This is a genomic window from Candidatus Babeliales bacterium (assembly GCA_019749895.1).
Lineage (GTDB): Bacteria > Babelota > Babeliae > Babelales > RVW-14 > AaIE-18.
The window spans coordinates 113,027-127,733 of sequence record JAIEPG010000001.1; the positions used below are offsets into that span (position 1 = coordinate 113,027).

The following is a 14,707-nucleotide window of genomic DNA, read 5'->3' on the forward strand; positions in this document are numbered from 1 at the left end:
CTTTTTTATTTTGTTTCCAGAAAGGTTTTTATGTATAAAAAGATTGTTTCGTGTGCCTTCGTTCTTACTTTTTTCTCAGGCTGTTTTCAGGCCGATCAAGTGAGCAAGCAAGCTAAGCGCAGTTACCAACTGGCGCACGTTTCATTTGATCAAGTTACCTATCCCGTTGTGGTGCTGGGTGGTGGCATTGCTGGTTTTACGGCAGCAAATTATTTGGTACAAGCAAATGTTCCTACCGTTGTTTTAGAAGGTCCAAAGCCGGGCGGCGCGTTGGCACAATCACCATCAGTACGCAACTGGCCAGGCGTTCTTGATGCACCGGGCGCCGATATTATGAAAAGTTTGCGTGAGCAGGCAGTGCATTATGGCGCTACCGTGTTGCCCGAAAGTGTAACAAGTGTGCGGTTTGATGCGTGGCCGTTTGAGCTTGACGTGCGCGATGTTAACACCAACGCTACGCGCACCATTAAAGCATTGAGTTGCATTGTTGCTACCGGCGCTGAGCCAAACTATCTTGGTATTCCTGGTGAGCAAGAGTTTTGGGGCAAGGGTGTTACCAACTGCGCCGTGTGCGATGGTGGCTTGTGCAAAGGAAAAGATGTTGTGGTGGTAGGCGGAGGGGACTCTGCCGTGCTTGAAGCGGCGTACTTGGCTGGCATTGCACGTTCGGTAACACTCGTGGTGCGCAAAGATTATTTCCGTGCGAATGATAAAAAGAAACGCGATCAAGTTTTAGCATTGCCCAACGTTACGGTTTTATACAACACTCGTGTGACACAAGTTCATGGTGATGGTAAACACATGACGCATCTTTCACTTGAAAATGATACAGCAAAAACTAAGCGTCCGATGGATGGTTTGTTTTTAGCAATTGGTGCACGACCAAACACCGGCATAGTTGCCAACGCGCTCGAGCTTGATGCGCATGGTTACCTTGTGTTGAAAAATGGTCAAGCAACATCAGTTGATGGTGTGTTTGCTGCTGGCGATGTGTGTGATCCGGTTTACAAACAAGCAGTTACTTCTGCCGGTGGTGGCTGTGCAGCGGCATTGCAGGTACAAGCATTTTTAGACGATCTCGGTTTTAATGCACACATGCTTACACAGCCAAAAGTTGTGCCAAGCACGCCAGTAGATGTTGCGCCAAGCGCGCCACGCGCGGTGCCTGCACAAGCAGTTGATGCCGGTCCAGCCGTTGCGTTGTTAAACGATAATCAAGCGATTACGCAGTTTATACAACAACAATCCAAACCAATTATTATCGATTTGTCTGCCGAGTGGTGCATGCCGTGCAAACGCTTGGCACCAATTTTTGAAAAACTTGCTGGCAAGTATCGCAATGATATTTCATGCGCCAAAGTTGATATTAATAAAGTTGATGTGCAAGCATTAACCAATGCTGTTGGCGGAGAAGTGATTGACGGTGTGCCAACGCTGTTGTTTATTAAAGATGGCCAAGAGGTTGGGCGCTTGGTGGGCTTGCTGCCTGCTGATGAACTTGAAAAGAATTTTAAAATATTAGCAAGCAGTTGATCAAAAATAGGTGTTTTATGCGTATAAAAATAGTATGGTCTTTTATTGCCGTATTTTTTTTAGCAAGTCTGCATGCGGTAGCAGTAATTAAATTTGATCTTGCTGCTGGTGCTGTGGTTACTGAGTTGCAGCGGCGTAAGCCCTTGTTGGCTACGGCGGCCAATCAATATCTTCAAGCAAAGCACAATGAGGCAGCTGAGGCCCAGACTCCTAAAAAAAAAGCATGGGGCCACGCTCCAAATTATTTGCAAGCAAGTAACCAAGCTCCACATGTTACCGTGATCCAATTCAAAAATGATGTGGTATTGAATGAGGATAACAAGAAAAAAATTAATGACATTCTCAAAGAGGTTTTGGTTGCTCATCAGGATGCACTTGAGTGCGAGACGAGTAATTTGAAGGTTTTGGGTCAGGCAAATAGATTTATAACCTATGAAGTTTTGTCAGCTTCGCTTACTGCTCTTGAGCAAAAACTGCGAGAAAAATTGGCGTTAAGTGGATTTGGGGTAGAGGAATTCAAAGGTTTTTTTGAGCCGCACATTTCTGTGGTTCGCATAACCCAAGATAACTTTGAAAAAACACTTGGTACATGGAATACAACGACTGTTGGTGAAGTAATAAATCAATATGTTACGAGCAAAAATGGTTCGGGAGATCCTCTCTTGCTGCCATTAAATTTTACCTTGGATAAGGTTGTTTTTGCTGATGGTGGTGTAGTACTTGCACAGCACTCAATTGCGCTACTTAAGTTATCTAAAGGTCTGGAAGCACTCAAAACCAAATTGGCAGAACTTGCAACGCAGTTAAGTACGCTTTAGTTTATTTCGTTGGAGAGAATGAGATGAAGAAGAAAGTTCTATTGTTGTTGAGTATCGTTTTATTTGTTCAGAGTTGCTTGTTTGCCGGCAGTGGCGTGGTGCCGTACATTATTGAAGGTGGACAGATTTATTTCTTGCTGGGCTACGAATACTACGATATGAAAAGAGACATATTTAATGACTTTGGTGGTAGCGGGCCTGCTGGCATAGCAACGTCTGCAAAAGAAGCACACGAAGAAACGATGGGGGTTTTTTCTGGGACTGATGATGATCCGGATGGGCAGTTTGATCCCGCAAAAAAAGTTTCTGGTGTGAAATTTTTTACTGATAAAATTAATCAAGATCCAGAGTTGCTTGTTTCTAGAAAAGGGCCAAAGTTTTTGTATGATTATTATTTTGTTGATCTTTCTCAAGAAGTTTTGGTGCTGGGTGGTCGTACTGCAACGGTACAAAAATTGAAAGATACGCAGGCCGCATTATGGAAAAAAGCGACAGCAGGTCAGGCGTGGGAGAATAATTGGCAAACGTACGTAGAAGGAACAAGCCCGCAACCAAGGCATACAACGTTGGGATCGTACATAGAAAAAGTTGAATTTGAGTGGATTACTGATGCTGATTTGCTCAAGGTACAAAATCCTGCGATAAGACAAGCACATCCGAAAGGATTGGCGGGTAGAGAAGTTTATCTCTATAACGGCAAATATTATTCAGCAGCGTTTGTCGACAACATCATGAACTACAGCATTACGAGTCCCAAGGTAGCGCTTGCTGACGTTGGTCCAGGCAGCAAAAATTTAACTGAAATTATTGCTGCAATTAAACTCAAAAGCTTAAAAAAATCTCTGGAAGCCCTCAAAACCAAACTGGCAGCATTGGCGCAGAGTTTGCAAACACTTGCTCCGACGCCTGCAACGGTAAAAGGACCTCTCATTACAGGATTTGTATGGGATCACATTACGGTCAAAAATACCGATGGCTCTGTAAAGACCTATCAAACTCTAGGTGATGGAAGCCCTGGCGATACGGTGATAACTGGTGACTGTGTGCTACGACCAGACGGCAACTCAAAAAGGTGGAATTTTCTGGAGTTTAAGAGTAACGTAGGCGTAGTTGTTGGCGGAGTGGCTAAAAAGGGCATAACTCATGGCTATAATCCGGGGGTTAGGGCGCTTGACGTTCAAGCGTACTTGCCAGTGGCGGATGTTTTTGTTATCTCGTGCGGGGTCGACAATGTATTGTGGACGCACTTTGATGGTATTAATCCGCAAGGTGATATTTGGGTGAAGCCAGATAGTACGGTGTGTGATAAGGATGGTAATCCAACTGCTACCAAGATGGCTTTTGATCCAGCGACAGCTGGAACTATCGATCCTGATTCTGGTTGTGCAACAAATGGTACCGTGCGTTATTTGTTGAGCCAAGGTAAAGAGGTAATTGTCCAAAGAACAATTGAGCGAAACGGCCCATATGATCAGCCATCTTCTTATGATCTTAACAAACCAGGAAGTGCAATTTATACCTACAACAAGCTGGTGAAAGAAGGCAGAAAAGTTATTGGTTTCTTTCACTCATCGTGCTGATGGTGCTTGGTCTTTAGTGCCTTAAGAAATCTTTACTATGCGGTGCAAAACGCTCAACTCTTGCGTTTGCACCGCATTTTTTAGTACCGTAATTCTGTTACCTCATTTTTTTCAAACGAGAAAGGATAAGCGATGAATGTAACAGATATGGTAAAGGTTGCCGTAATTTCGATGTTCATGATGGCCAGTGCTGGTGGCGCATATGTTGCTGCGCAAAAAGTTCATGAGCAAGAAGCAAGCGTGCGTGCGGAAAGTGCACGCACGGATAGCGCGCCAGAAGAGGGTGCCGAGGTGCTGCCGGCTCCTCAAGCATCAGCAGCACAAGAAACAAAATCGCGCAGCGTAATTGATATACTTAAGCAAACAGCCGACCAAAAAGGTTCAATTTTTTACTTGTTAATTTTGGCATTTTTCGCCGGTCTCATGACCAGCTTCACGCCGTGCGTGTACCCAATGATTCCCATCACGGTCAGTGTTTTGCAAATGCAGTCGGCGGTGAGCTTGAAGCGTAATTTTTTGTCGGCGCTGGTGTATGTTCTTGGCCTTTCAACGGTGTATGCATCGTTGGGTTATTTTGCTGCCACGGCCTCGGTGCTCTTTGGCAACTGGGTTGCCAACCCGTGGGTTTTGCTGTTGATTGTTATCTTCTTTTTGTACATGGCCTTTTCACTCTTTGGTTTTTATGAACTGTACGTACCGCGTTTTTTTTCAGTAAATACTGACGTGCGACCGCAGGGTTCTTTGGCCAAGATTTTTTTGTTTGGCATGATCTCGGGCACGTTTGCTTCGCCGTGCATAACGCCGGCACTGGCTGTGTTGTTAACAATTGTGGCAAAGCTTGGCAGTCCGGTTGCTGGTTTTTTAATTCTGTTTTTATTTTCAATTGGCATGGGTATTGTTTTAGTTTTGATTGGCACGTTTTCTGGTGCGTTGGCGCTGTTACCACGTTCCGGTGAATGGATGATTGAAGTTAAACGCGTGATGGGTTTTGGCATGCTGGGCGCGTGTGTTTACTTTTTAACGCCATGGTTTGGTGATTTTGGTTCTTCCCTTGGCTACGGTTTAATTTTACTTACCGCCGGTATTTACTTTGTGGTGAGTGCGAGCCGCAATCGCTTTAAGCTGATTGTTGGTTTGCTGACAAGCTTGGGTGCGCTTGCTTGGCTTGGTTATGCGCTCAAAGATTTTTTTGTCCACTAGCTTTTAATTTAGTTCAAAAAAAAGAGGCTCCAAATTCTGGAGCCTCTTTTTTTTGAATGTGTTTTTATGACATGTGCATAACAATATAATAAAACCAGGCTAAGCATGCCGCAAAGCCGCCGGCAAATGCGCAGCCTAAAATTCCTGCTTTGCGCACATATTCCCATGCCGTTTTATCAAAAAAGTGGTGGTACTCTTCCAGCGTTTTAACAACGCTCAAGCCGTAATGCTGTTCAAGTGTTTTCAAGATAGTCTTTTTGTCGGCTCCTTGAATTTTTAATTCTTTTATGTGATTTTGAATATCAAAAAAGAGGAGTGCCATTTCTGGTGATAGATCGGTGGGAACAATTTCACTGCGCTTGTTGTCAGGCAAAGTTTGTGTGCGGGTTTGCTTTTGTGCAGCGCCTCGCCTGGCGGTAGGCTCGCCCGCAAAAAGTGAAACAGAAAAGCAAACAAAAAATAGTAGCAAACTCGTGTGAGCTATCTTCATAAAAATCCCCTCGTTTAGTTCCGGCCCCTTAATTTTTCTGAGTGTACGCCCGAAGGTTTTCAGATAGCAATGATTTATGGTTTTTGGGGCATGGGTGCGTGCGCCTGCGCAGGACTGTTAAAGCCTGGAGAAGTGGGGCGTTGTGCTATTTTTCTTTTGTGCAAAAGCTGCTAAACTGATCAACAAAGTAATTTTTTCTACTTCGTTTAAAGGAATGATCATGGGATTGATAAAGCGATCGGTGTATTGCGGAGACGTTGCAGAGTCATTGGTTGGGCAAGAAGTTTGTGTGACCGGTTGGGTGAATCGTCGGCGCGACCATGGCGGCGTTATTTTTATCGATCTGCGTGATCGTAGCGGTATTGTGCAGCTGGTGTTTAATCCAGAAATTAATGCTGACATGATGGAGCTGGCCCACACGCTGCGCATTGAATATGTGCTTTCGGCCAAAGGCACGCTCATGCACCGTGCACCAGACGCTATAAATCCCAAAATGCCAACCGGTAAGTACGAAGTTAATGTTACTGAGTTTTCGTTGCTGGCTCGTTCCAAACCGTTGCCTTTCCAGCTGGAAGAGGCTGAAAACGTTTCTGAAGATTTGCGTTTAAAATATCGTTACCTCGATCTGCGCCGTCCAGAAATGCAAAAGTTTGTGCGCTTGCGCCACGAGGTTAATCTTTATTTGCGTGAGTATTTGGACAAGCAGGGCTTTTATGAAATTGAAACGCCAATCCTTTCAAAAAGTACGCCTGAAGGTGCGCGTGATTTTTTGGTGCCGTCTCGTCTCTCACAAGGTGAGTTTTATGCGTTGCCCCAGTCCCCTCAAATCTACAAGCAGCTGCTGATTTTAGCAGGTTTTGAAAAATACTTTCAAATTGCGCGCTGCATGCGCGATGAAGATTTGCGTGCTGACCGCCAGCCTGAATTTACGCAGCTGGACATTGAAATGTCATTTATTGATGAAAACGACATTCAAACGGTATGCGAAGGATTCTTGAGTGGACTTTGGAAGAAATTTTTAAACATTGAGCTCAAAGCACCGTTTAAGCGCTATGCGTATGATGACGTTTTTGCGCTTTATGGTTCTGACAAGCCTGATATGCGTTTTGACCTTAAAATCCAAGATTATACAAAATTATTTGAGCCAATGGGACTCAAGTTTTTGCAGTCTATTGTTGAAGGTGGCGGCAAGATTGGTGGCGTGTGTGTAAAAGATCACAAATTTTCACGCTCCGAACTTGATGGTTGGGTAGAAAAGGTCACCAAAGAGTATGGCGCCAAAGGGTTGGTATACATCAGATTTAATGAAGACAACACACCAAACAGCCCAATCGCCAAATTTTTACCAGCTGACTTTTTAGCACAAGCGCAAAAGTTTATACCTGGCTTAACGGCAGCCGACACGCTTTTTGTAGTCGCTGGTGAGTACAAACATTCGTGGAGCATTTTGGGCAAGTTGCGCATTGAGTTGGGCAATAGTCTGAATTTAATTGACCGCAGCAAGCACGAGTTGTTTTGGGTTACCGACTTTCCTATGTTTGAGTGGAACGAAGAAGAGAAGGGCTGGAATGCCTGCCATCATCCGTTTACCTCGCCGCAAGAAGGTTGGGAAAACTTGCCAGTGGGTGATGTAAAGGCGCGCGCGTATGATTTGATTTGCAACGGTTATGAGCTGGGCGGTGGTTCAATTCGTATTAACAACCCCGATGTTCAGCGCAAAGTTTTTGAAATTATTGGTTTGAGTGAAGAGCAGGCGCAACAAAAGTTTGGCTTCCTGCTTGAAGCGCAAACGTACGGCTATCCGCCAGAAGGTGGTCTTGCCTTTGGTATTGACCGCATCATGATGATTCTTGGCCAGACTAATTCTATTCGCGATGTTATTGCATTTCCTAAAACGCAAAAGATGAGTTGCTTGATGATGGAAAGCCCATCGCCGGTTGACGGCAAGCAGTTGCGTGAGCTTGGTATTAAGATTATTGCTGAGAAATAAAAATAACCTAAGCAACAAAAAAGGCCTCCAAATTTTGGAGGCCTTTTTTGTTGCTTAGGTTATAAGCTTATTTGATGTTTGCTATGTGAAGTAGGTGTTGTTGAATATCTTCTGAGTTACTAAAAAAGTTTTTGATAGTCTGCCAGTATGATTTTTGTTGTGGTGTGAGTGCTACAATTTTTCCGAGCAATGAAGCAAAAACTTGTTTGTTTTCAACAAGTGCATGTGTCGCATTGTTAATTTCTTTTTCGCCGGATTTGATGTTTCTTTTTAAGACTAAGAATGCTGAAAGAGCTGCAATTGTCCATATGGCAAGCAATGCAGGAGGCATGATGGTATCACAGACCCATTCGCCAGCAGATACCATGTGTGGAAGGACGGTAAAGAAATAAGAAGCCCCTTCATTTTTCAAATAATGTAGGTCCAAAGTCAGGGCACCGAGAGGTGTTAAGAATTTTAAAAAATTAAAACAATCTTTTTGTTCTTGAGCGCTATGCTTTATGAATGCACAGCTAAGAGCAATAAGTGCGTCCATTTCTTCAATAGTTACTGCCTGCATGAGCTTTTTGTTTATAGCAATAAGATCTACGCCATACTTGATTACGTTGGTATTGTTGGTAATGTCGTCTTTTGTAATGTAAATTTTTGGTGTAGTGTGTAACTCAAGTTTTTGAACATATTTTTTAACCATCGCATAAAGAACTGGAGCGTTGGTTTTGTTGGTACACAGAGCGCCTTCGATTGGAGTGAATTTAAACATGTCTTGTCTGTCGCAAATCTGCTTATATTCTTTTTCTAATATGGCATCACAAAAAGTAGATGCTTCTTGTGGGGCAAATGCTAGACCCTGCGTGTGTGTTTGCGTGGTGGCAAGTAACAGCAGCGCTAGCGCTGCTGTGCGTGAGAACGTTTTGTAAATGTTCATAATTTTCTCCTAAAATTACGCTGCTGCTGCAGCTTCTGCTCCCGACCACCCTGAGGAGCTCGAAGAGCGTCTCGAAGGGGCTTGTGCTGCCTGTGTGCAGTACTTAATGCGTTCGCGATTTTCTGGGTGCGTGCTAAAATAATACGTAATTTTTTCCCAGGTTGTTTCATAGTGTGGGCAGTATGGTGCGATTTTTTCAAAAAATGTTACCAGCCCTTCTGGCTTTTCAAGAATTGACATTGCTGTTGTGTCTGCTTCTTTTTCTGTTGCTCGTGAGTAGCCGCTGGTGAGTGGGAATGTGGCAAGTAACAGTGGTTTAATGTTGAGCAGGCACGGTTGCAAAATTTCTGGAAGCCACGAAATATCCAAGCATACATATGAAAAGATGGTTCCGGGCACGTACAGTGGTACAACGTATGAAAAGAAACAAAACAGCGCGCAATGAAGTGCCATTTTTTTAGGAACGTGGTTGTGTTTTATGTGAGCAAGTTCATGTGCAATAACCGCTTCAACTTCGTTAGTGTTTGAATATTGTAAGAGCTCGTTGCTGACTATAATAACAGCCTTACTCTGTGTTAACGACCATGTTGCGGCTGGCGAACAAATCACCCATTTTTGTACAAGTGATTCATGCGTTGTTATGAGAATTTTTGGAACTTCAATACCAAGCTTGGTTGCATATTTTTCGACCATAGCGTACAGCGTTGGTGCATTGTTTTGATCAGCAGTCATAAGGCCAATTTTTCTGCGCAATTTTGCCGTGGTGCTGTTGGTTTGATCATTTTTTTTGCTGTGTTCGCGATAGAGATTGAGGTAGTCGTTTGTAAGATTTTGGTTAACAAATAACATGCCTGCTTCGCTCATGTTATTGTCGCCGCTTGCTACGTTGTAAGCGTATGGTTGTGTGGTTGCCAAAAAAACGAGTACGAGTGTTGTAAGGTTTGTAAGTTTTTTAACTATCTTCATAATTTTTCTCTAAGCCGCTGCGGCAGCGGGTATGGCAAAATGATTAAACTGATGCGCATTTCTTTTTTTTGCTTCTTGAATGCAGTACTGAATACGGCTTTTAATTTCTGGATGATCATCGAGTAGCGCCTGTTCTACTCGACTCAAGAATGATTGTTGGTTGTGTGGTTGAGTGTCATATTTTTTAAGTGCTGCGATGAGTGCTTCTGGATTGTCGATTGTTGCAATTGCTTCAAGGTCAGCTTGTTTTTCATTGGCTTTAAGATAGTTGTTGTAGAGCGGAATGAGTGTTGGAATTACCAGTAGATTTGATGCAATGCAGCCGTAAGCATGATTAACGAGTGCGCCAAGCCACGGGTATGATGTTATAAGATCCCATGGATTGAGCCAGCCTACCAGCGGTAGAGAGAGAGTCAGTGTCATAAAAACAAAAGCAAAAGCGTACAAAGCATATTTCATCATGATGCGATTTTTACTGTGATTATGTTTGATATGACCTAGTTCGTGCGCCACAATTGCTTCTGCTTGGTCTTCGGTTGTGTTTAAAAGAAGTTCTTCGCCAACAATGATAATGCTTTCTTGTCCGCGTGGTGACCATGTTAACGCTTGGTCGCCAAACGGCCATTTCTCTTTAACAATAAAAATTTTTGGAGTTGGTATTCCTTGGCGGGCTGCAATTTTTTGAATCATGGCGTGCAAGCGAGGTGTTTTTTGTTCGTTGGTTGGAGCAAGCCAAAACCAGTCTTCAATTGAAAAATCAAAATAATCAAGATCGAGAATGTTGCTCATGCGCTCTTGAAAAGAGCTTTTCTTATTGTCTGGAACTTTTGGAATGGGTAATGATGAGGTAAAGGTTATGCATTCTTGCTGCAACGGCGTACGTGGATTTTTTGCAGACAGCACGGGGGTTGCCAGTAAGCTGGCAAGTGCAAAAGCAACGCTACAAAGTACGCGTTGTGCATAACGTTGTGTAAGAATTGAGCTGTTCATAGAAATCCCCCCGGATTTACTAGAAATGCGCCTTTTGCTTGGCCCGTGGCCAAAAACCTCCGCTTCAAGCGCTTCTATAAGTATACCTTGGTTTGGTTGGAGGGGCAAACGGGTTTGGTTTGTTTAATCTTTGTAATAGTTTTTATTTTGCAGCCATCTATCATTTCAAATTGTATTAATTGAGTGCTAAAAGCGCGTAGAAAACGTACAAAAGTGCCTGTTGGTCGGTAGCCGGGTGTGGGTGGCCGTTTGGAGGCCGATGGGTGGGGGTGCCCTGTTTTTGCAAAAAATTTGGGTCAAAAAAGAGCGATGTCCCTGGGCTTGCCTGAGAGCCTGCCAAGAAACCAAGAGCGTGTTAGAAGGCAAATTTATGACCCTCTTTTTTGGGTAAAATTATTAATAAGAAATAATGAGTATTTTTTTTATGGCTGGTTTTGTCTTTGAAAAATAAATAAAAAAAAGACAAGTCAGCATTGCGCTTACGTATTTACTTTTTGTCAATGCGTGTTATTGTGTTGTCTCGATTTTTCAATTTTTGGTACACTTAAGAAAAATGAGGAGCAACATTATGCAAAGGTTAGTAAAATTATTTTTTGTTGGTTTTTTGATGCTTGGTGGTGTGCGTGTGCAGGGTGCTATGTCTTCAGGCAATGAACTTGGCGAAACATTTTATTTTAGACTTGGTGCCGATTTGGTTATGCGGCCAATTGATCATAATGGTCAAGAAATTCCTTTTTCGCCAGAATTACTTGCTGACTTGCAAGCGTTAGTTATGCCAGTTATTTTGCAGGCGATGGCGTTGCCCGGTGTTGATAATTCTGATCAGCAGGTTAACGCGCTGTTTCAAGCTCAACCAGAAGCTATTCAAACGCCGGAAAAAATTTCAGATTTCTCAAGTAACAACGCGCCGTTGCCAACAACTATTCTTTATACAGAACAATGCTCAATTTGTTTTGAAGCATTTGGTGACGGTAGTGATATTGCCGTTTTTCGTTGTGGGCATATTTTTTGTGTTGAGTGTGCCAACCAAGCATTAAGCTATCAAGCAAAAAAATGTCCGAACTGTCGCGATGAAAAAACAGAAAAGTATCGCAAAATTTCTTTTTGGTCTGATAACCTCAAAAAAAACTAACGGGAGTTCGGAGTAGTTCTTGAGGAGGTAGGCTATGGCACGGTGTTTGCTGATTGTGTTGTCATGTTGTTTTATGATGACAAGCTTTGTCTGTTTGCTCGGTGCGGTTCGCTATGAGCACCATGAGCAGCGGCAGGGTTCTGGTTGGGCTGTAAGAGTAAAAAGATTTTTTGTGCCCGAAAGATCTGGTAACCGGGTTGTTATGTCCGAAGAAGAGCGGCCGCAAGACGTTAATTGTTTCTTAGTTTTTTTGAGCAAGATACTTGGTCCTGTTTATGACTGGGTAGTGACAGCGTACATGAACCTGCGCGATCCAATTCCAACGCCAAATCAGATTGGTGATTTTGCCGACCAGGCTGCTGAGGCTTCTCTCTTGTTGGAAGATTCAAAGTTTTGTCAGACTGAGTGCCCAATTTGTTTGAAGGCGAGGATATTATTGCTGCCTTTAAATGTGGGCATATTTTTTGTGTTGAATGTGCCAATACCGCCTTAAGCTATCAACCGCGATGTTCTGTTTGCAGAATGGCTATTAATTGTTTCTCACGACTTCTCTGGAAATCTGAATAATTTTTTTTACTATCTTTGCTTGTTTAGAGATACTGGTGCGTGATATGCTGCGCACAGAAAAGTTTTTTTATGCGTGTATTATTGCAAGGGAGAAGAACTATGACCAAGCGAATGTTACGTTTAGTGTTGGCTTGTGTAGTGATGATTAGTTGTGCGCAGGTTTATGGTGCGGCAGGTCAGTTTGGTAGCGATGACGAAGCATATTATCAGGAGGTACAGCTTGAGGAAGATGGGCAGCAAGCTCAAGATCAGCAAGAAGAAGGTCCGGGACTGTGGGGCAGCATTGTTGCTGGTGCGAGTGGTTTGTGGGAGCGGTTAACTATGCCTGCGCCTGAACAACCAGCTCCAAAGGCTCTTCTGGACCAAGCTGATGAAAATGCACCATTGCCTGACGAGATACATCTTCAAGACAATTGTTCACGATCAAATTGCCCTCTTTATTTTCAAAAGGGTGACGTCATTGCTATTTTGGCTTGTGGGCATGTTTTTTGTACACCGTGTGCAAATGAAATTTTGGCATGGAATGCAGAAAAAAAATGTCCAATTTGCCAAGCTGGTCCTTTTGCAAAATATTTTCCAAGTCGTGGACTATAATTTTTAGAAAATTTTTTATAAAAAAAGAAAAAGGCCGCTTGCTGATTCTTGCAAGCGGCCTTTTTCTTTTTTGTATGTTACTCGTTGTTTGTGACATCTCTTGTTGGTCGCAATTTTATCCCTTTTCTAATATCATCTAAAAAGTTTCTTTGTGGTGTCATACCAAGTTGTTCGCGTGCTCGATCATCTAGATTTTTGGTGATATTCAGTTGTTCGCACAAAAACTTTGCTCGCGTTTGTTCGTCGGCGTTAAAGCCAAGACTTTTAAGAGTAAGACTTTTTTCCAGCATTTTTTTGATTGTTTCTACATCTTGTTTTTTTAAGAAATTAAAAACATCACGCTCTTGTTTATACGTATCAGCCAGGTACAAAAATTCGCTTTTTTGCAGTGCGGGTAGTGGTGTTTTGGCTGCTCGTGTGGTCACAAAGTTGTTGAGTGTTGCAAAGCTTTGTATTTTTTCTGTACTAATACCAAGTTGGGTAACTTTTGCATCAAAGCTCTTTTTGAAAAAATCATATAAATCTGTAGCAACAGTTTTTCTAAATTCATTATTAAAATTTTGAATCGCTGATTGGTCGTTAGTCAGCATAAGCTGAGCAATGCCAAGGTATGCCATGGTAGGTATAAATTTTTGAGCGGTAGAAAGTTTTGCTAAAAATTCATTCCATGCTTGGTGCGTGGCGGCCACTTGAGTAGCCGTTTCTAATGTTGCAATATTTTGTGTAAAGCAACTAACAAATTGTTTAATGCTTAAGGTATTTGAGACTGCGTGCAACTTTTGTACAATTGCTGATGTGCTGTCTTTAACTTCTTGGCCGGCAATAAATAAGTTGAGCAAGGCGTTCATGCGTTGGTATGTTTCTTGATCGCTTAATTTTGCACAACTGCGTAAAATGGGGTCTGCCAAATCATTTTTAAGTGCAGCAAAATCTACCGCGCCGTTTACTAAATAATCCAGTAGATCTGTTTTCCACAGTTTTTCTACGCGATTAGCGCGAATCATTGCCGTTGCTGCGTCCAATTGTTTTATTTTTTCATTGCGTTGTGCGTCTGAAAAGTCTGGAATATTTTGAAAAGAATCGACAAGTTGTTGGCAGGTGGTAATAACGGCATACGTTGTTTGCAGTTCAAACAGATCATCAAGTGCTTTGCTCAATTGCGCTATTTTTTCTTGTTCTTGGTTCTTTATTTTTTCAAGAGAGTTGCGAGCTTTTATAATTTCACGCACAATTGCAAGCATGTTTTCGCGCTCGTCTTCTGTTGTTATTTTTGTTCTTTTAAAAAAAGCGGTATTTGCAACAAGCTTGTCTTGGAGTATATCTTGCAGTTTTTTGAGTTGCTCATGCGACAAGGTGCTAAAAAGTTCATGAACAAAATCAGGGTTGTTGAGTGCGTTAACCAGTGGTTCATTGTCTGCATTCCAATTGATAGCGTCAACGGCTCTGAGCGTTTGTTCTGGTTTTTGCAATCTTTCCAGAGCTGTGTGCACGCGTGATGCAAGTACCGAGTCGTTCATAATTTTTTGTTTACTTTTTTCAAGAAGATTGTGTTGTTGTTGTGCAACGTAGTGCTTGAGTGCTTGCGCTACTTCTGCTGCTGTTACCTCGTGAATTGGCAAAAGTGGTGAAGTTGGTACTGCTAATGTTTGTTCGGGTGTGGGAGTTTTACGTAGCTTGGGCCCGCGTCTAATTTGCTCAAGCATATCATCATGCGTTGATTTAGGTTTTTCTTGTGGTTGTTCAACGGGTCGTAATGTTGGCCGTTCTTTAATTTGATCTAAAAGTGTTGGTGCGGGTCGCGGTCCTTCGACAGGCTCAGGATGAGCGGGAGGCGGTGGTACATCTGATAAAATATTTAATGTTTGTGTTGTTATGATGAGTAAGAGGTAGAATGCATTACGTACGTTCATAGGGTTTCCTTT

Annotated in this window: 13 protein-coding genes; 8 read left to right on the forward strand and 5 right to left on the reverse strand. The window is 42.7% G+C overall.

Annotated features, from left to right (window positions below):
* The first annotated feature begins 30 nt into the window (after nucleotides 1-30).
* The 4 genes from K2W90_00555 to K2W90_00570 all read left to right on the forward strand — a co-directional run bounded on the left by K2W90_00555 (nucleotide 31) and on the right by K2W90_00570 (nucleotide 5,131).
* Entirely contained in the window at nucleotides 31-1,533 is a 1,503-nt protein-coding gene (locus tag K2W90_00555; GenBank protein ID MBY0352837.1) for an FAD-dependent oxidoreductase, read from the forward strand.
* 17 nt (nucleotides 1,534-1,550) lie between these two features.
* Entirely contained in the window at nucleotides 1,551-2,351 is an 801-nt protein-coding gene (locus K2W90_00560; protein ID MBY0352838.1) for a 2'-5' RNA ligase family protein, read from the forward strand.
* A gap of 23 nt (nucleotides 2,352-2,374) precedes the next feature.
* On the forward strand, nucleotides 2,375-3,931 hold the full coding sequence (locus K2W90_00565) for a hypothetical protein (GenBank protein MBY0352839.1): 1,557 nt from the start codon (nucleotides 2,375-2,377) through the stop codon (nucleotides 3,929-3,931).
* Between the two features lie 132 nt (nucleotides 3,932-4,063).
* Nucleotides 4,064-5,131 (forward strand): sulfite exporter TauE/SafE family protein, encoded by a 1,068-nt coding sequence (locus tag K2W90_00570; GenBank protein MBY0352840.1) that lies wholly within the window; start codon nucleotides 4,064-4,066, stop codon nucleotides 5,129-5,131.
* Nucleotides 5,132-5,195: 64 nt separating this feature from the next.
* Here the strand turns inward: K2W90_00570 and K2W90_00575 are convergent, their stop codons facing one another.
* Nucleotides 5,196-5,621, reverse strand: a complete 426-nt coding sequence (locus K2W90_00575; protein ID MBY0352841.1) for a hypothetical protein — start codon at nucleotides 5,619-5,621, stop codon at nucleotides 5,196-5,198.
* Nucleotides 5,622-5,841: 220 nt separating this feature from the next.
* On the opposite strand from K2W90_00575, the gene aspS reads away from it, so the two are divergent.
* The gene (gene aspS, locus K2W90_00580) at nucleotides 5,842-7,611 is read left to right on the forward strand and encodes an aspartate--tRNA ligase (protein ID MBY0352842.1); all 1,770 of its coding nucleotides are present in this window, start codon (nucleotides 5,842-5,844) and stop codon (nucleotides 7,609-7,611) included.
* A gap of 67 nt (nucleotides 7,612-7,678) precedes the next feature.
* Here the strand turns inward: aspS and K2W90_00585 are convergent, their stop codons facing one another.
* Genes K2W90_00585 through K2W90_00595 form a run of 3 tightly spaced genes read right to left on the reverse strand, consistent with a single transcriptional unit; the run spans nucleotide 7,679 to nucleotide 10,492 of the window.
* The gene (locus K2W90_00585) at nucleotides 7,679-8,536 is read right to left on the reverse strand and encodes a hypothetical protein (GenBank protein ID MBY0352843.1); all 858 of its coding nucleotides are present in this window, start codon (nucleotides 8,534-8,536) and stop codon (nucleotides 7,679-7,681) included.
* A 15-nt stretch (nucleotides 8,537-8,551) separates the two neighbouring features.
* Nucleotides 8,552-9,502: a M48 family metalloprotease gene (locus K2W90_00590; protein ID MBY0352844.1), complete on the reverse strand. Its 951-nt coding sequence runs from the start codon at nucleotides 9,500-9,502 to the stop codon at nucleotides 8,552-8,554.
* A gap of 9 nt (nucleotides 9,503-9,511) precedes the next feature.
* Nucleotides 9,512-10,492 carry a M48 family metalloprotease gene (locus tag K2W90_00595; protein MBY0352845.1) on the reverse strand — a complete coding sequence of 327 codons (981 nt, stop codon included), beginning with the start codon at nucleotides 10,490-10,492 and terminating at the stop codon, nucleotides 9,512-9,514.
* Nucleotides 10,493-11,060: 568 nt separating this feature from the next.
* Between K2W90_00595 and K2W90_00600 the strand changes: the two genes are divergently transcribed.
* The 3 genes from K2W90_00600 to K2W90_00610 all read left to right on the forward strand — a co-directional run bounded on the left by K2W90_00600 (nucleotide 11,061) and on the right by K2W90_00610 (nucleotide 12,785).
* Nucleotides 11,061-11,624: an RING finger protein gene (locus K2W90_00600; protein MBY0352846.1), complete on the forward strand. Its 564-nt coding sequence runs from the start codon at nucleotides 11,061-11,063 to the stop codon at nucleotides 11,622-11,624.
* 414 nt (nucleotides 11,625-12,038) lie between these two features.
* Nucleotides 12,039-12,191: a hypothetical protein gene (locus K2W90_00605; protein MBY0352847.1), complete on the forward strand. Its 153-nt coding sequence runs from the start codon at nucleotides 12,039-12,041 to the stop codon at nucleotides 12,189-12,191.
* A 99-nt stretch (nucleotides 12,192-12,290) separates the two neighbouring features.
* On the forward strand, nucleotides 12,291-12,785 hold the full coding sequence (locus K2W90_00610) for a hypothetical protein (GenBank protein MBY0352848.1): 495 nt from the start codon (nucleotides 12,291-12,293) through the stop codon (nucleotides 12,783-12,785).
* Between the two features lie 77 nt (nucleotides 12,786-12,862).
* Here the strand turns inward: K2W90_00610 and K2W90_00615 are convergent, their stop codons facing one another.
* Nucleotides 12,863-14,695, reverse strand: a complete 1,833-nt coding sequence (locus K2W90_00615; GenBank protein MBY0352849.1) for a hypothetical protein — start codon at nucleotides 14,693-14,695, stop codon at nucleotides 12,863-12,865.
* Between the last annotated feature and the right edge of the window lie 12 nt (nucleotides 14,696-14,707).